Below are 16,566 nucleotides of genomic sequence, written 5' to 3'. Positions count from 1 at the left end.
CGGCCTAAACCTCATTCACCACCAACTCCCGGCGTGTCTTGTCCGGATGTGGATCATATCCAAGGGGCGGGATCCCTCCCATCCAGAGACCTTTCTTCTTGGACGCGGCGATCTTGTCGCGGCTACGTTCGGCGGTGACCTCGCGTTCGAATTGAGCGAAAGACAACAGGACATTCAGCGTCAGCCGCCCCATGGAAGAGGACGTGTTGAACGCTTGCGCGACCGAAACGAACGAACAGTTTGCGGCCTCCAGCTTTTCCACCAGCTTTGCAAAATCGGCGAGAGATCGTGTCAGTCGGTCGATCTTGTAAACTACCACCATGTCAACGCGCCCGGCATCGATATCCGTCATGAGTTGCTGCAGGGCAGGGCGCTCCAGCGTGCCGCCGGAGATCCCACCGTCATCATATCGTGCGGGCAGCCTCTTCCAGCCCTCGTGCTTCTGGCTCGCGATATAGGCGGCACAGGCCTCATGTTGCGCATCCAGTGAGTTGGACTCCTGATCCAACCCCTCGTCCGTAGACTTGCGCGTATAGATGGCGCAGCGGATTCTGGCAGCACTCATGATTTGGATGCCCCATTCAGCCCAAAGAACCGCGGGCCCGACCAGTGCGCGCCGGTGATCTCGCGGGCAATGGCAGAAAGCGACCGGTATCGGGTGCCTTTCCATATGAACCCATCTTCGCCGATCTCAACCACATGGGTGACCCCATTCCACTCGCGCAGTATCCGGCCGCCGGGCTTCAAGGCGGGTGACCTCGGGCGTGGTGTATTGTCCTTTGGCTGCCGCAAGGCTTTGCGCACCTGCTTGGTCAAGCCGCCGTATCGGCGGGTCTGCATCTCAATGGCTAGGAACCGGCGCATCAAGGCTTTGCTCAGCCCTTTGGGCACCGGTGTACGCAATAAGGCAGACCAGGTGTCGATCAATGTGGCCCGGTCCATGGTCTCGATGTCGGTCACCGTCATGACGGGGCCTCGGTGCTGGAAACAATCCGGTAAACGGAGGCGGCGCTTCCCTCCTTTGCGATGCGTTCAATCTGATGGTTGGCCTTGCGCAGCCCGCTCAAGGCTGCTCGTGCCGAATGGGGCTGCCAGCCGGTGGCTTTGCAGATCGCCTCCAGCGTGGCGCCCGACGGGCGCTGCAACATGGCCGTTACTTTTGCGGTCTTGGTTTGCTTGGGTTTTGACATTCACTTGCTCCTCTGCGCGGGGCTGCGGGGTGCAGACCCTGTACTGAGGAGCGCCCGAAACAGGGTCGGGCGTGGGGCCATTGATGCGTGCTTTACCGGAGCAGTCCAGTCCTTTGTGCCGGAAGGCCGGGACGGATGGCGAGAGGCTCGCGTCGTGATGGTATTCTAGCAGGATTTTGACCCGCGGCCGTCGGCGCGCATTGCTGGTGGGAGGTAATTGATTGTTCGTCAGCAATGGCTTAGGTCGTTTTAGGCCTTGTCGGTCAGGAGAAAGTTGGCTAGCTTAAGGGCGTTCCATATCGGAACATCACGACTACCGCCCTGGTGGCAGCACGCTGTACGTCTGGACCCGATCCAGGCTTGCTGTAGACCCAGATCCGATCTGATCTTGGTCGAAATCGAGCATTCCAAAGGGCAACAACTCGGATCACTCGGTCCGGGGAGTTGCTATCTATGCTCTCTCCAAAAATCCCGACCTGATCCTTTTGAAACCGTGTCGCGCGCCGACGCATTTGAGAGGAAGCCAACATGGCTCACACCAACACTAAAACGAAACAGGATGTTCCGGCACCTGCTCCACTGATCTGGATGGCCGACACAGTCACCCAGACACCGCTTTGCGATCTGAAGCCCTACAAGCAGAATAACCGAATCCACAATCCTGCGAGTATCAAAAGGCTGGCGACCTCGGTCGAGACCTTTGGCTTTGTCGTACCAATTCTGATCGACAGATCAGGAGTGATTATTGCGGGCCATGGTCGCTATGAAGCGGCAAAGATGATTGGTCTGCCCATCGTGCCTACTGTACTGGCAGATCATTTGAGCGCGGCACAGGCCCGCGCGTTGCGGATTGCTGACAACCGCTTGGCAGAACTGTCTGACTGGAACGAGACGGCGTTGCAGATAGAATTTGCCGATCTTGCCGAACTGGACCTCGCAGGTGAACTGGATTTTGACCTCGACGTAACTGGGTTCAATCTACCTCAGATCGACATCATCATCGGCGGCAACTCCGAGGCGGAGGCGGCACCGACTGAGACAGTCGAGGACCCGGATCCGGATAAGTCAGCCGTGACGCAACCTGGCGATCTTTGGATCCTCGGTGATCACCGCCTCTACTGTGGTGATGCGCTTGCAGAGGCGAGCCATAGGGCCGTTTTGCAGGGTGAAGTGGCCGCGATGATTTTTACCGATCCGCCCTATAATGTGGCGGTGCAGGGCCATGTGCGCAGCGGCAATGGCAGTGCTCACCGCGAGTTTGCAATGGCCTCCGGAGAAATGTCCAAATCTGAGTTCCGTAGCTTTCTCAAGTCCAGTATCACGCGACTGGTCGACAATCTGTGTGCAGGCGGCGTTGCGATGATCTGCATGGACTGGCGTCACGTCGAAGAGCTGATCGGCGAAGGCAGGGCCTGCGGGTTGGATCTGATCAACCTGTGCGTCTGGAACAAGACCAATGGCGGGATGGGTAGCCTCTACCGATCCAAGCACGAGTTGGTCTGCGTCTTTAAGAAGCCCGGTGCGCGCCACGTCAACAATGTAGAACTCGGCAAGCATGGCCGCAACCGCACCAATGTCTGGGATTACGCGGGGGTGAATAGCTTCGGTGCTGGGCGTGATGCTGATCTGGTTGATCACCCGACGGTCAAGCCAACCGCACTGGTGGCCGATGCCATTCTTGATGTCAGCCAGCGCGGCAGCATCGTGCTCGACGCCTTTGGTGGATCGGGGGCGACGCTTCTGGCGGCTGAGAAGGCAGGCCGCAGGGCGCGGCTCATTGAGCTGGATCCTTTGTATGTCGATGTCGCGATACGTCGTTGGCAGGAAGTGACTGGGCAGGAGGCCGCACTGAGCGGATCTGGCGAGACATTTAATGCGCGTAATGACGCTATCGCGGCCCTGACTGAAAAGGAGCTCAAGGATGTCTAAGAAGGATGAACCCGAGTACGAAGTGGGTTACGGCAAGCCGCCGACAGCCAGCCGGTTCCAAAAAGGAAAATCTGGCAATCCGAAAGGGCGACCAAAAGGGGCCAAGGGACTTATTGCTAGCCTCAACCGTGAATTGGAAGCGAAGATCATGGTTCGGGAGGGCGACCATTCCGTCTACATATCCAAGGCGGAGGCGGGCGCAAAGCGCTTGGTGGAACTTGCTCTTAAAGGCGACATGGCAGCTTTGAGGATGCTCGTGACGATTGACAGCTCTTTTGTTGGATCAGCTGACAGCACTAAAATGGATCAGCCAATGGGTACTACGCTGGACAAAACGGACGAAGCGGTTTTGGCGCACTTCACGGCCCAGATCCGAAAAGAATCGGGTGGGTCCGGGGATGATGGGGGGGCAGGGCCATGAAACAGATTGATCCTGTTGAAGCCCGCATGATCACTGATGCGCTATATCGCACCAGTTTTTACGCCTTCGTTTGGCGCTGCTTTGATGAGCTGCATCCCGGAGCGACATCCCAGTTCGTGCCTACCTGGCATGTGGAAGCCATGTGCCATGAGTTGGACAAAGTTCGGGCAGGTGAGAACAAGCGGTTAATCATTAACGTGCCGCCACGACACCTCAAGTCGATCACGGTGGCGGTGGCCTTTGCGGCCTTCGTGCTGGGGCATCACCCAAATTCCAAGATCGTTGTTGCAAGTTACGGACTCGATCTTGCCAAGAAACATTCCGGAGATTGCCTCCGGATCATGAATGCGGCCTGGTACCACCGCCTCTTCCCCGGAACTCGGTTGGCTCAGCGCGGCAACACTATGGATGAGCTCAAGACATCTAGCGGTGGGGGACGCAAATCCGTCTCCATCGGCGGTGCAGTGACCGGGCATGGCGCGGACTACATCATCATCGACGATCTGATGAAGGCCGGGGATGCCACGTCTGAGGTCGAACTTGAAAGGGCGCAGAACTATATCGACGGTTCTTTGCTGTCGCGGTTTGACAACCCTTCGGAGGGCCGGGTGGTGATGATCGCGCAGCGCCTGCACGAAATGGATCCGCCCGGCTATCTGCTGGGGAAAGGGGGATATCGGCATCTCGAGCTGCCAGCCATTGCCGAAAAATCCGAAGTGGTGGCACTGGGGCAGGGCAGGGTCCATCGACGCAATGTCAGTGAAGCGCTGTTCCCCCAACGCATGGGGCTTGAGGACCTTGAACGCACGCGCCGCGAAATGGGGGCGGCTACTTTCAACTGCCAATATCAGCAGAATCCGATCGCGCCTGACGGCTCGCCCTTGAGGTGGGAATGGTTCGGTACCTACGAGGCTGTCGCACAGCGCGACGGCTACCAGATGATCATCCAAAGTTGGGACACCGGCATGTCGGCAGACCCTCGGTCGGATTATTCCGTGTGCACGACCTGGGGGGTCAAAGGGAACAGGTGGCATCTCTTGGATGTATACCGTGGTCGATTGGATTTTCCAGATCTCAAGCACAAGGCAATCGCACTCGGTGACCTTTGGAAAGCCGATCGGGTCCTGATCGAGGATGCGGCAACTGGCAGACCCCTGCTACAGGAATGCCGCCAGACCGACCAGTCACGGTTCATCCTTGTTCGCCCCGAAAAGAACAAGGAAATCCGTTTCAACTCGGCCTGTGCCCCGGTGCAGGCTGGCAATGTCCTCCTCCCGCGCGAGGCACCCTGGCTCCCTGAATTTAAACGCGAGTTACAGGGCTTTCCCCGCAGCCGACACGATGATCAGGTCGACAGCTTCAGCCAATTTCTGAATTGGTCCAAGGGTAATGGCTTCTGGCGCACCCTGCCGCATGATGATCCGATGCGGGTACGGTGTCGGCGCGAACAGATCAACAAACCGAGGATGCGGAGTTGATGCTGGGAAAAAACCTAAGGAACCTTCGGTTCGAAGCCCACCTCCTCCCACCCTGCTTTTAGTTGGATTTAATCCGGCTTCTGCCTTACGATAGATAACGTAAGGAGGCTGCGCGGACACATGACTAGGTGCATTGATTTTTGGTTTTCCCTTGGCAGCACCTATACATATCTGAGTGTCATGCGCTGCTCCGAGGTTTGCTCGAGAAACGATTTGGGCATGCGTTGGCGCCCGTTTCAGCTCAAGTCGATACTCGAAGAACTGAGCGGACTTCCGTTCAAGGAAGGCTCTCCAAAGACCGCGTATATGTGGCACGACTTGGCACGAAAGTCATCGAAACTGGGACTGGAGCCGAACCTGCCAGCGCCCTATCCCAATATGCAGGCTCATCTCGGCAATCGAATAGCGCGTATCGGTCTGGACCATGGATGGGGTGTGGATTTCATCCAATCTTACTACCGCAAATGGTTCGAGACCGAGCACAGCGGGATGGAGGAAAGCGATCTGGTCGAGTGCCTTGATGACATCGGCCAAGATGCTGCATCGGTCATGGAAATCGCGAAAGACCCCGAAACAGTGGCGAGGCTCGATGCGGAAACCGACGAGGCGAGGCGGCTCGGCATCTTCGGGGCTCCGACATTTGTCGTGGGCGAGGAGTTGTTCTGGGGCGATGACCGCTTGGAAGACGCCATCGAATTCTGCACGACGCGGTGAGTTGTCGTGCGTGTATCTAGCCCTGTGAAAAGAAAGCCTGACAGGTCCCGAAAACTCGTTGCCGTCATGTGCGCGGACGTCGTGGGGTACGCGCGCCTCATGCAGCGCGATGAAGTCGCCACACATGCCCGCATCAAGGAATTGGCCTCAGGGATTGTGCGCTGCATCGAGGAAAACAATGGGCGGCTTGTCAAATCGATGGGCGACGGTTTTCTTATGGAATTTGGCAGCGTTTCCAGCGCCGTTTCGTCTGGTTTCGCGATTCAAGAACAGATCGCAGAGAAGAATGCGGGCCTTCGTGACGACGATCGTGTCTTGCTGCGCATTGGCGTGCATGTCGGCGACGTGATCGTCGACGGCGATGACATTTTTGGCGACGGTGTCATCGTTGCTTCCCGCCTGGAAGGCCTGGCCGCGCCCGGCGGCATGTTGGTTTCCAAGCCGGTTTACGGCTATCTGAATGGCGAGGTCACCAGGAAGCTTGTTTCGATGGGCAATGTAGACCTCAAGAACCTGGACACACCGATGAAGGTTTGGCAGTGGCTGCCTGAAAGCGTGGCAGTCGCGCCACCCGAACGCCCCGTTTCCAGTGAACATCGCCAATCGTCGAGACCTTCGGTGGCGGTCTTGAGGTTTCTGAACCTCTCCAACAACGAAGAGCAGGAATATCTCGTGCGCGGGATCTGCGATGACTTGCAATCATCCTTGTCGAAATCGCAACTCTTCAGGGTGGTCGCCCGAAATTCTTCCTTCTCGTTCGACCCAAACGCAATCGATCCCCAGCAAGTTGGCCGGTCGCTGAACGCCCGCTATATCATTCAGGGGAGCGTTAGGACGGCTGGACCACGAATTCGGGTCAACGCAAGCTTGGTGGATACAACCCTTGCGACGGAAGTCTGGTCAGATAAATTCGATGGTGAAATAGAGGACGTTTTCGATCTGCAAGACCAGATGACGGCGGCTTTGACCTCCGCCATCATTCCGGAAATTACGCGCGCCGAGATAGAGCGCACCAGAAAAGTTCGGGTCGGTGACCTTTCAGCGTGGGATCACTATCTTCAGTCCGTTGAACTGATGCAGAAAATGACGGAAAACGCCAATCGCGAGGCTATTTCGCATCTGCACCGGGTTCTGGATCTGGATGCGGAATACTCATCTGCCTGGGCGATGCTAAGCCGATGTCATATCACGGCAGTTTATCAGCTATGGGGGGATAGCGAGGAAGAAGAGCTTAAACTAGCTATAGACTCTGCACATCAAGCGATCGATTGCGGCCCGACCAACCCGCTAGGCTACGACGCCAAAGCTGCCGTACATATTTATTGTCGTGAATTCCCCGAGGCCATCCTGTCGGCGCAAGCCGCGCTGAAACTCGATCCAAGCCTCACCTCTGCCTACAGCTCATTGGCAACAGCCCTCGCATTTACCGGCAAGAGCGAGGAAGCGTTGGAAATCTGCCTGCAGGCCGATCATATAAGCCCACGCGATCTGGACCGGTCTCAGCGTCAAATGGCGATTATTATCGCGAATTTCGTTAGCGGAAACTACGAGATCACCAAGCAGGAATGCCAAAGATATGTTCTCATCAAACCCAACTGGTTTGGTGTTTACACGTTTCTTGCAGCTTCCTGCGCGTTTTTGGGGGAGCTCGAAGAAGCAGGAAAGGCGGTTTCTCGACTGCTGGATATCATTCCGGGCTATACGCGAACCAAACACGAGGATCGGATGTGGCTACAGCGCGAGAGTGACAGGCAAAGGTTGCTTGAAGGTTTGGAACTGGCCGGGTTGCCTTGAGTCAAGGCCCAATGATTTCCGCGTAGGCGCGTGATTCACGGTTCTAAAACCGAGCGGTGTGCATTGTCAGAGGAAGCTGGCTTGAGACGGGTGTGGCGGTTTTGTCGTTTGGCCAGATGACAAAACGCTCTCCATTTCGCTACTTTAAAACCAATCCTGAGATCATCCGCCTGGCAGTGATGCTCTACGTTCGGTTCCCGTTGTCACTTAGAAATGTCGAGGATCTGTTGCAAGAACGGGGCATCGATGTGAGCCACGAAACCATCCGCTTCTGGTGGAATAGATTTGGCCCGATGTTTGCCGCTGAAATCCGCCGCAAACGTATCCAGAAGTTGCGGTGTTACTCGAACTGGCGTTGGCATCTCGACGAGGTTTTCGTGAGGATCAACGGCGCGACGCATTACTTGTGGCAGGCCGTCGACCACGAAGGCGAGGTGCTGGAGAGCTACGTCACGAAGCGCCGGGATCGTAAGGCCGCATTGAAATTCCTCAGGAAATCAATGAAGCGGTACGGCAATCCGGAAATGATCGTGACCGATAAACTCCGCTCCTATGGTGCCGCGATGAAGGTCATCGGCAACACCAGTCGACAGGAAACAGGCCGTTGGCAGAACAACCGGGCGGAGAATTCGCATCTACCTTTCCGACGACGGGAACGCGCGATGCTCCGCTTCCGGCAGATGCGATGTCTGCAAAAATTCGCCGCCGTTCATGCTTCTGTCTGCAACCACTTCAACCAGGAACGCCACCTCTACACACGTGACGATTTCAAGCTGAACCGCGCCGCCGCCCTCGCCGGGTGGCGCCAGCTTTGTTCGGCATAGGTTCAGACATCTGGCGGTGAACTGAGACTGGTTCGAATTGGTCTGACAGAGCCTCTTTTTGGCAAGTGCCGATGCCGTCTACGGAGGGTTGCAACCATCCCGTTTTACCGTCTGCTTGACCCGGGGTGCTACCACCAATAGCGTCGAGTGAACTCATTGCCGATAGGGAATCCAGAATGAATAGCCATACGAATTCCGATATAATCAATGAAAATAAGTATAGGTCGCTTGTACGCGAGAGATACAAAGTCGAAGAAGCAGAGGTCGTCGCGTTGCTGTCGGAACAGATCAAGCTGTCCGATGCAGACCGCGCCAAGGTTGCCAAGGCGGGTGCACGTTATGTGGACCGTGTCCGCAAGGAAACATCGCCGTCGATGATGGAGGCATTTCTTGCCGAATACGGTCTGTCGACAGAGGAAGGCGTCGGGCTGATGTGTCTGGCCGAGGCTTTGCTGCGGGTTCCAGATGCCGAGACGATTGATGACTTGATCGAAGACAAGATTGCCCCGTCGAATTGGGGCGCGCATTTGGGCCAGTCTTCCTCGTCTTTGGTGAATGCATCCACTTGGGCGCTCATGCTGACGGGCCGCGTTCTCGATGACGATCCCAAAGGACCTGCTCGCGTCCTGCGCGGGTTGGTCAAGCGGATGGGCGAACCGATTGTACGCAAAGCGGTGGGGCAATCCATGCGTATTCTCGGCCGTCAGTTCGTTCTGGGCCAAACCATTTCGGAAGGCATGAAGAACGCGCGCAGCGAAGAGGCCGAGGGCTACACGTATTCATACGACATGCTGGGCGAGGCGGCACGGACCGACGATGATGCCAAGCGCTATCAGAAGGCCTACAGCGATGCGATTGCGTCGATTGAGAAAGCAGCCAAGGGTGATGTCCGTTCGAGCCCGGGGATTTCTGTCAAGCTGTCCGCGCTGCATCCGCGCTACGAATATACGCACAAAGAAACAGTCATGCGTGAATTGGTCCCCCGCGCGTTGGAACTGGCCAAGCAAGCGGCCCAAGCCAATATCGGTTTCAACATCGACGCGGAGGAGCAGGACCGCCTGGACCTGTCTCTCGATGTGATCGAGGCGCTGCTCTCGGATCCCGAGCTTGCAGGCTGGGAGGGCTTCGGCGTGGTGGTCCAAGCCTACGGCCGCCGGGCCGCCCCCGTGATCGAGACCCTTTATGACATGGCCGAAAGGTATGATCGCAAGATCATGGTGCGTCTGGTCAAAGGTGCATATTGGGACACCGAGATCAAGATTGCACAGGAATTGGGCGTGGAGCGGTTCCCTGTCTTTACCCGCAAGGTCAATACCGACCTGAGCTACATGGCCTGTGCACAAATGCTCATGGACCGCCGCGACCGGATTTATCCTCAGTTCGCAACGCACAATGCCCATACCTGCGCAGCCGTGATCGCGATGGCCGGCAATGACAAGAACAGCTTCGAATTCCAGCGCTTGCATGGCATGGGTGAATCACTCCACGAGATCGTCATGAAGGCGGAGGGCACGCGCTGCCGCATCTATGCGCCCGTCGGGGCCCACCGGGATTTGCTCGCGTATCTCGTCCGGCGTCTGCTGGAGAACGGGGCCAACTCGTCCTTCGTGAACCAGATCGTGGATACGGACATCCCGTCGGAGGCGATCTCCAAGGATCCGGTCGATCAGGTCAAGGCTTTGGGCGCTCAGGTTGGTAACCCGACGATTGCGCAGCCGTGGGATATGTTCATGCCCCAGCGCAGGAATTCCAAGGGTTTCCGCGTGAACGAACCTGCATCGATCCTACCGCTGCTTGCGGCCCGCGAAGAGTTCGCTGACAAACAATGGGTCGGTGGCCCGATGGTGGCCGGCCTGTCTGCACCGCAGGGAGAGGCGCGCGATGCGCTGTCGCCCGCAGACCCTGACCGTGTCGTGGGCAAGATCTACGATGCGACTCCCGACGAGGTCGAGACGGCCCTGACCGCGGCGCAATCGGCCTTCGAGGACTGGGCGGCGACCCCGGTGGAAGAGCGGGCGGCGATCCTGCGCAAGATCGCGGACCTCTACGAAGAGAACATCGCGGAGCTTACTTCGATCACGACCCGCGAGGCCGGCAAGACCGTGCTGGACGGGATCGCCGAGGTCCGCGAAGCGGTCGATTTCTTGCGCTACTACGCGAACGAAGCCGAGCGTCTGGAGAACGAGGAGCCGGGCAGTGCTTTGGGTATTTTTGTCTGCATCAGCCCGTGGAATTTCCCATTGGCAATTTTCTCGGGGCAAATCGCGGCGGCCTTGGCTGTCGGCAACGTGGTCCTCGCCAAACCGGCCGAACAGACCCCGATCATCGCGCAACGCGCTGTCGAATTGATGCGCGAGGCGGGACTGCCTGAGGCGGTCCTGCAATTGCTGCCCGGTGATGGCCCGACGGTCGGCGGCCCGCTGACCAGCGACCCGCGGATCGCCGGCGTCTGCTTTACAGGCTCCACCGAGGTGGCGCAGATCATCCACAAGGCCTTGGCCAAGAACGCCGGTGCCGACGCGGTGCTGATCGCCGAAACCGGCGGTCTGAACGCGATGATGGTGGATTCCTCCGCCCTGACCGAGCAGGCCGTGCGCGACATTCTGATCTCGTCCTTCCAGTCTGCGGGCCAGCGCTGTTCGGCGCTGCGGATCCTCTATGTGCAGAAAGAAGCCGAGGAACGGCTGACAGAAATGCTCTACGGTGCAATGGATGCGCTGGTGACGGGCGATCCGTGGTCAACGGATGTCGACGTATCGCCCGTGATCGACGCGGATGCGCAAAAGATGGTCATGGAGTATGTGGCCGAGCATGAAAAAGCCGGCACGCTGCTGAAGAAACTCGACGTACCTGCGCACGGCACCTATGCCACTCCCGCCGTGGTAAAGGTGAATGGCATCGCCGATATGGAGCGCGAGATTTTTGGCCCTGTGCTGCATGTCGCAACCTTCCGGGCGCGGGATATCGACAAGGTCGTCGACGAGATCAACGATCGCGGCTACGGCCTGACATTCGGGCTGCACACCCGGATCGACGACCGGGTCGAGCAGATCGTGGAGCGGATCCAGGTCGGCAACGCCTATGTAAACCGCAACCAGATCGGTGCGATCGTCGGCAGCCAGCCGTTTGGTGGTGAAGGCCTGTCCGGCACAGGACCGAAGGCGGGGGGGCCGCACTATCTCACGCGGTTCCGCCGCATTGGCAAAGCGGATCCCGCTGTCGAACCATACGGCACAGTGATGCCCCGCAGCGCAATCGACGCGGCGATCGAAAAGATCGATGCCCGCAATTGGGCCGCACGGGCGGACCGTGTCTCGGTGCTCAGGGCGGCATTGACGGGCCGGACCGGCGTGGTGCGCAAGGCACTGGCCGAAACAGCGGCTTTTGATACCACGCCCCAGACCTTGCCCGGCCCCACGGGGGAGAGCAATCGCCTGCGTATGTTCCCGCGCGGGACGGTCCTGTGCCTTGGTCCGACACCAGAAATTGCGGTGGCGCAGGCCATTCAGGCCCTCGGTGCGGGGTGCGGTGCGGTGATCGTCGTCCCGGGCGCTGCGGCCTCGATGGCCAATGCTTTGGTCGCGGCAGGTGCGCCGGTCGTGGCCCTCGATGGAATGCTCGATCCCGAAACACTGGTCGATTTGGAGGGGTTTTCTGTGGTGGCGGCCGCGGGGGCGTCCGACTGGACACGCAGCCTGCGCATCGCATTGTCCGAGCGCGATGGGGCGATCTTGCCGCTTGTGACCGAAAGTATCGCACCGTGGCGCTACGTCCTTGAGCGGCATCTTTGCATCGACACGACGGCAGCGGGCGGCAACGCAAGCCTGCTGGCAACAACATCCTGATACGGCGGGGGGGCGTCAGAGGAACCTGCTTGAGGTGTGCAGGACGTTTGCGCAGCCTTCACGAGTGACGAAAGGCGCTCCCCTGCAGTGCTTCAAAACCAGCCCTGAGATCGTCCGCCTGGCGGTGATTTTGTAGATTCGGTTCCCGCTGCCTCGACGAAATGTTGAGGATGTGTTGCAGGAGCGCGGTGTGGAAATCAGCCATGAAACGGTCCGGTTTTGGTGGCGCCGTTTCGGCCCGATGTCTGCCTCGGAGATCCGGAAGCGCCGGATTGAGGGGCTGCGATCGAACCGCTGGCGTTGGCATCTGGATGAGATGTTCGTGAAGATCAATGGCGAGCGACAGTATCTATGCCGGGCCGATGATCACTAAGGCGCGGTGTTTGAAAGCTTCGTGACCAAAAAGCGCGACAAGAAAGTGGCATTGAAATTCCTCAGGAAATTGATGAAGCGGCCTGGCCGTCCCCACGTATTCGTCACAGACAAGCTGCGTTCATATGGGGCCGTGCTGAAGGAAATCGGGGTGGCGGATTGTCAGGAAACCGGTCGTTTGCTGGCCTACCAGAGACGAGTTCGAACCCGTCTGGCAGCACCTATTACCATGCACGGTGATAGGTGAGTTGGTCGGTGATCTCGCTCTGGAAATCCAGCGCATTTGCCCGAGGCTTGGTGAAAATGCTGACCGCGATGAAAAGTAGCACACTCGTTCCCCCGACAGCGAAAGGCAGCACTGGGTTGAATACGCTGACCCCCTGGAAGATCGCTAGCCAAACAGCCACGGCCGCGCCGCCGACGATGGCTGCCATGGCGCCTGTCGCGGTGCCGCTGCGCCAGAAGAAGGCCCCCACGATCGGCGGCACAGAGACCATCAGCCCTGCCGCAGAAAGCGCTGCCAGTTGATCCACGATGGCGGCCTTTTCCAGCGCGAAATAGCTCGCGAACAAAACCACCGCAACGATGACGAGGCGACCGGAAAGTATCTGTCGCGCGTCGTTTTGGGCTTCCACCCTCGGCACAACGTCGCGCGCGATCATCGCCCCGACTGTCAACGCGATGGAGTCCAGTGTTGATATCGCTGCCGACAGAATGCCAATGATCAAGAGCAGCACAACCCAAGTTGGAATGACCCCTGAGGAAAGAAGCGCAGGCGTCGCCATCGATGTGTTAGCGATGTCGGGCGCAAGTTGCAGCGCGGCCAACCCCCAGATCACGGCAACGAGCGTGAAGACAAAGCCGAACCCCAGCACCCAGAGGATCATCCGGCGCATGGCTTGGAAGTCCCGCAGGATGAACAACCGCTGGCTGACCTGCGGATTAGAAAGGGTGAAGAAGAACCACGGAAGCGACAGCGCGATAAAGGTCGGAAGGCTCCAGAGACCGGGCCCCGGAACCGTGAGCCACTCGGCATGATCCGCTTGCAGGGTGCCAAGGAATTCTGCCGGACCGCCCAATGCCGCAACTGCGAAGGCGACGGCCAGCAGGCCTGAGACCAACATCACAACGGACATCGCAGCATCGGTCCAGGCTACGGAGCGCAGACCCGCGAGCAAGGCCCAGAACATTGCAAGGGCCGCACCCGTCGCGACCGCCTGAAAGAGGCTAATTTCTCCGCCCGTCACACCCGATAGCAGCAGCCCAATTCCGGCCATCTGCGTCGTGCAATAGGGCAGAAGAAACACAATGCTGACAATGGCCATCGCACGGGCAAGGCCGCGGCTGCCATAGCGCGCACCGATCATCTCGGCCGGCGAAATAAACCCCCAACGCTTGCCCACAAGCCAAAAGCGCGGTGCGAAGATCACCAACAGGGACAGGCCCGCGAAATAGATCAGCTCAAAGCCAAGCGCGCCGATCCCGCCACGGTAGGTGAGGCCTGTCAAAACGACGAGCATGAAGGCGGAATAGGTCGTCGCGGCATAAGAAAGCCCGGCTACCATGCCGCCGATGTCGCGTCCGCCGATATAGTAATCGCTCGCCGTCCCGGAATTCGCGCGTGCCGCGCGCACCGCGATGATAAAGCCGAACGCCGCAAAAACAGCAATGACCACCCAGATAAGGCCAGGCGCGATCATGCGTCATCCCTCCAACGCGCCACGCCGATGACGATCAGGACGATGACGACGATACCGAAAAGAAACCAGAACAGGGGTACGGCCATGGTCATCGCGCTGTCTGTCAACACCCCATAAGGCACGGCGATGCCTGCCAGCACTGTTATGGCCATGGCTGCAAGCCAAATGGCCTTGCCACGCCGTTGCCGTTCTTTTCCGATCTGATCGATGGTCTTTCCCCCCAGTGTAGCAAGTACTGGGTACCCCCTGTCGCATCACGAGACAAGCACGATGAACCCTCGCGTCTTCAGTTTGTTGTCGCATCAAGCGTCCGTGCGTTCCGCGCCTGAAAGGTTTGAGTAAACGCTACAGCGCAGAAGTCCGGCAGGTGCATCGTCAAGTTGTCGGCGATCTTCGCGACGATCGCCTCCGCACCGGATATCAATCAGCCTTCGGCGCGCGCGTGATGTCGTCCCCGATCCAACGGGCGCCGGCTCAGGGCGATCGTGACGGACCTGTGTTCACAACTCGCGTGAGCCAAGCCACTTTTGCTCAAACCCTTCCGGATTGACCTCGGTCACCCAAGCCTTGACAATATCTCACGCGTTTCCTGTTTGCTTACCGATCCGGATACACGGCCTCTTTCGCCTGAAAGCCGTGTCGAGACAAAGGCGGCTGCAACTGGCTCCGGCGCATGCTGGATCAGGATTGACGCGGTCAAAAGATACGCGGTCCTTTCCACGAACCAGCGGGCTTCCTCTTCTGATGGGAGGCCGCGCCAACGTGTTCGGTAGGATTGAAGCGCCTCGTCATACTGCCGATCCTGCCCCGCGACGGCGTCCAGCTCCATGTTCAAGGCCTCACGCGCGCGCGGGTCTTTTGCGAGGGTGCGCAACACATCTAGGCAAATGACATTGCCCGATCCCTCCCAGATCCCGTTCAGCGGGGCCTCCCGGTAGAGCATGGGTAACGGCGTGTCCTCTATGTACCCCATGCCGCCGAGGATCTCCATCGCCTCGCCGACGACCATTGGGCAAAGCTTGTTGTTTATGAACTTCGCCAGAGCGACCCCGGTGCGGGCGAAAGCACGATCTTCCTCGGCGTCCCCGTCAAAGGCTTGGGCCACGCGCATCCCGAGGGCGAGAGACCCTTCCCAGTCCAGCGTCAGATCGGCGAGGAGGCTGCGCATCAGAGGCTGATCGATAAGCTTTTTCTGGAAGGCGGTTCGATGGGCCACCCAGTGATGAGCCTCGACCAAGGCCGCACGCATCAGCCCAGCCGGAGCCATGGCGGTGTCCAGCCGGGTGTGGTGGATCATCTTGATAATCGTCCGGACCCCGCGCCCGCCTTCGCCGATCTGGTAGGCAAGGGCACGGTCGTATTCGATCTCGGCAGAGGCATTAGAGCGGTTTCCCAGCTTGTCCTTCAGCCTTTGGATGCGAATGCCATTGCGCGTGCCCTCCAGCCAGCGTGGCACGAAGAAACATGTGAGGCCTTCGGGGCCCTGCGCGAGTGTCAAGAGCCCGTCTGACATCGGTGCGGAACAGAACCATTTGTGTCCGGTCAGCCGCCACACCGCACCATCGGCCTCGGCGCGCGTTGCGTTTGCCATCACATCCGAGCCGCCCTGTTTTTCGGTAAGGGCCATGCCGATGGTTGCGCCGCGTTTGCCGGACACCGGCCCGACCGAGCGGTCGTACTGCCGAGACAGGATCTTGCGGTGCCAGTCCGAAGGGATGCCTTGGGCGGCAGCGATGACTGGCACGGCGGCGTATGTCATCGTCAGTGGGCAGCAATGCCCCGGTTCCACCTGACTGGCGAGGTAAACCATCGCTGCATGGGTCGCATGCCCGCCCGGCGTGCCTTCCCACGCCACCGCCGAATACCCCGCCGCCGCCGAGACTTCCATAAACTGGTGGTAGGCCGGGTGATAGCGCACCTCATCGAGCCGCCGACCCTGACGATCGAACAGCTCAAGCTCAGGTGTGTGCCGATTGGCATCGCGTGCGGCCTGGCGTAATTCTTCCGTTCCAAGGGCTTTCGCATACCTCTGGAGAGGATCACGCTGCGCGCCCATCTGTGGCGCGATCGAACGCAAGGCAGGATCGCTCTCCCAGAGATCGCAGTCACCTCGGCTCTCGGGCTGGTTATGGACCTCGTGTGTGCCAAGATCCGATTGCGGAGCAGGGTGCGTCATGGAAGCCTCATTGATGCGAAAGGGCCTATCTGGAAAGGATCGTCGGGGCGCGGACACAGGGCCGCCCGTCTTTGCTCTTGGTGAAGTCTAGTACGTTTTGAGTTTTCTATCCATCAATTGAAA

13 protein-coding genes and 1 pseudogene are annotated in these 16,566 nt (G+C 58.8%); 8 read left to right on the top strand and 6 right to left on the bottom strand.

The annotated features are described in order from the left end of the window. Nucleotides 1-4: 4 nt before the first annotated feature. The 3 genes from ABMC89_RS08700 to ABMC89_RS08690 are packed head-to-tail and all read right to left on the bottom strand — an operon-like array spanning nucleotide 5 to nucleotide 1,190. Complete coding sequence (locus tag ABMC89_RS08700) at nucleotides 5-565, bottom strand: recombinase family protein (protein WP_349567250.1); 561 nt, start codon at nucleotides 563-565, stop codon at nucleotides 5-7. Continuing rightward, entirely contained in the window at nucleotides 562-966 is a 405-nt protein-coding gene (locus tag ABMC89_RS08695; protein ID WP_349567248.1) for a DUF2924 domain-containing protein, read from the bottom strand. Before ABMC89_RS08695 ends, ABMC89_RS08700 begins: the two co-directional genes overlap by 4 nt. Further along, complete coding sequence (locus tag ABMC89_RS08690) at nucleotides 963-1,190, bottom strand: DUF3489 domain-containing protein (RefSeq protein WP_349567246.1); 228 nt, start codon at nucleotides 1,188-1,190, stop codon at nucleotides 963-965. The genes ABMC89_RS08695 and ABMC89_RS08690 overlap by 4 nt, the downstream gene beginning before the upstream one ends. A gap of 528 nt (nucleotides 1,191-1,718) precedes the next feature. Here ABMC89_RS08690 and ABMC89_RS08685 point away from each other — a divergent pair. The 8 genes and pseudogenes from ABMC89_RS08685 to ABMC89_RS08650 all read left to right on the top strand — a co-directional run. After that, the gene (locus ABMC89_RS08685) at nucleotides 1,719-3,119 is read left to right on the top strand and encodes a site-specific DNA-methyltransferase (protein WP_349567244.1); all 1,401 of its coding nucleotides are present in this window, start codon (nucleotides 1,719-1,721) and stop codon (nucleotides 3,117-3,119) included. Next, nucleotides 3,112-3,540, top strand: a complete 429-nt coding sequence (locus tag ABMC89_RS08680) for a DUF5681 domain-containing protein (RefSeq protein WP_349567242.1) — start codon at nucleotides 3,112-3,114, stop codon at nucleotides 3,538-3,540. The genes ABMC89_RS08685 and ABMC89_RS08680 overlap by 8 nt, the downstream gene beginning before the upstream one ends. Next, the gene (gene terL, locus ABMC89_RS08675; protein ID WP_349567240.1) at nucleotides 3,537-5,018 is read left to right on the top strand and encodes a phage terminase large subunit; all 1,482 of its coding nucleotides are present in this window, start codon (nucleotides 3,537-3,539) and stop codon (nucleotides 5,016-5,018) included. The genes ABMC89_RS08680 and terL overlap by 4 nt, the downstream gene beginning before the upstream one ends. A 120-nt stretch (nucleotides 5,019-5,138) precedes the next feature. After that, nucleotides 5,139-5,732 (top strand): 2-hydroxychromene-2-carboxylate isomerase, encoded by a 594-nt coding sequence (locus ABMC89_RS08670; RefSeq protein WP_349567238.1) that lies wholly within the window; start codon nucleotides 5,139-5,141, stop codon nucleotides 5,730-5,732. Nucleotides 5,733-5,738: 6 nt separating this feature from the next. After that, complete coding sequence (locus ABMC89_RS08665; protein WP_349567236.1) at nucleotides 5,739-7,526, top strand: adenylate/guanylate cyclase domain-containing protein; 1,788 nt, start codon at nucleotides 5,739-5,741, stop codon at nucleotides 7,524-7,526. 116 nt (nucleotides 7,527-7,642) lie between these two features. Then, on the top strand, nucleotides 7,643-8,350 hold the full coding sequence (locus ABMC89_RS08660) for an IS6 family transposase (RefSeq protein WP_349567234.1): 708 nt from the start codon (nucleotides 7,643-7,645) through the stop codon (nucleotides 8,348-8,350). Between the two features lie 176 nt (nucleotides 8,351-8,526). Then, the gene (putA, locus tag ABMC89_RS08655) at nucleotides 8,527-12,195 is read left to right on the top strand and encodes a bifunctional proline dehydrogenase/L-glutamate gamma-semialdehyde dehydrogenase PutA (protein WP_349567232.1); all 3,669 of its coding nucleotides are present in this window, start codon (nucleotides 8,527-8,529) and stop codon (nucleotides 12,193-12,195) included. Between the two features lie 64 nt (nucleotides 12,196-12,259). Beyond that, nucleotides 12,260-12,751 (top strand): annotated as a pseudogene (locus ABMC89_RS08650) (IS6 family transposase); the annotation flags it as partial. Nucleotides 12,752-12,791: 40 nt separating this feature from the next. On the opposite strand, the gene ABMC89_RS08645 reads toward ABMC89_RS08650, so the two are convergent. The 3 genes from ABMC89_RS08645 to ABMC89_RS08635 form a co-directional block, all read right to left on the bottom strand. Then, nucleotides 12,792-14,267: a sodium:solute symporter family protein gene (locus tag ABMC89_RS08645; protein ID WP_349567230.1), complete on the bottom strand. Its 1,476-nt coding sequence runs from the start codon at nucleotides 14,265-14,267 to the stop codon at nucleotides 12,792-12,794. Further along, a complete protein-coding gene (locus ABMC89_RS08640; protein WP_349567228.1) occupies nucleotides 14,264-14,419 on the bottom strand; it encodes a hypothetical protein in 156 nt (51 codons plus the stop codon). The genes ABMC89_RS08645 and ABMC89_RS08640 overlap by 4 nt, the downstream gene beginning before the upstream one ends. Before the next feature lie 404 nt (nucleotides 14,420-14,823). Then, nucleotides 14,824-16,443, bottom strand: a complete 1,620-nt coding sequence (locus ABMC89_RS08635) for an acyl-CoA dehydrogenase family protein (protein ID WP_349567226.1) — start codon at nucleotides 16,441-16,443, stop codon at nucleotides 14,824-14,826. Between the last annotated feature and the right edge of the window lie 123 nt (nucleotides 16,444-16,566).

Origin of the sequence: Sulfitobacter sp. HNIBRBA3233 (assembly GCF_040149665.1) — a bacterium.
Taxonomy (GTDB): Bacteria; Pseudomonadota; Alphaproteobacteria; order Rhodobacterales; family Rhodobacteraceae; genus Sulfitobacter; species Sulfitobacter marinivivus.
The sequence above is the reverse complement of the archived record's forward strand: the minus strand, read 5'-3'. Positions and strand labels throughout refer to the sequence as shown.

Coding starts and splice junctions, on each gene's coding strand:
- ABMC89_RS08700 (WP_349567250.1), bottom strand. CDS start 565: ATGAGTGCTGCCAGAATCCGCTGCGCCATCTATACGCGCAAGTCTACG.
- ABMC89_RS08695 (WP_349567248.1), bottom strand. CDS start 966: ATGACGGTGACCGACATCGAGACCATGGACCGGGCCACATTGATCGAC.
- ABMC89_RS08690 (WP_349567246.1), bottom strand. CDS start 1,190: ATGTCAAAACCCAAGCAAACCAAGACCGCAAAAGTAACGGCCATGTTG.
- ABMC89_RS08685 (WP_349567244.1), top strand. CDS start 1,719: ATGGCTCACACCAACACTAAAACGAAACAGGATGTTCCGGCACCTGCT.
- ABMC89_RS08680 (WP_349567242.1), top strand. CDS start 3,112: ATGTCTAAGAAGGATGAACCCGAGTACGAAGTGGGTTACGGCAAGCCG.
- terL (WP_349567240.1), top strand. CDS start 3,537: ATGAAACAGATTGATCCTGTTGAAGCCCGCATGATCACTGATGCGCTA.
- ABMC89_RS08670 (WP_349567238.1), top strand. CDS start 5,139: ATGACTAGGTGCATTGATTTTTGGTTTTCCCTTGGCAGCACCTATACA.
- ABMC89_RS08660 (WP_349567234.1), top strand. CDS start 7,643: ATGACAAAACGCTCTCCATTTCGCTACTTTAAAACCAATCCTGAGATC.
- putA (WP_349567232.1), top strand. CDS start 8,527: ATGAATAGCCATACGAATTCCGATATAATCAATGAAAATAAGTATAGG.
- ABMC89_RS08645 (WP_349567230.1), bottom strand. CDS start 14,267: ATGATCGCGCCTGGCCTTATCTGGGTGGTCATTGCTGTTTTTGCGGCG.
- ABMC89_RS08640 (WP_349567228.1), bottom strand. CDS start 14,419: ATGGCCATAACAGTGCTGGCAGGCATCGCCGTGCCTTATGGGGTGTTG.
- ABMC89_RS08635 (WP_349567226.1), bottom strand. CDS start 16,443: ATGACGCACCCTGCTCCGCAATCGGATCTTGGCACACACGAGGTCCAT.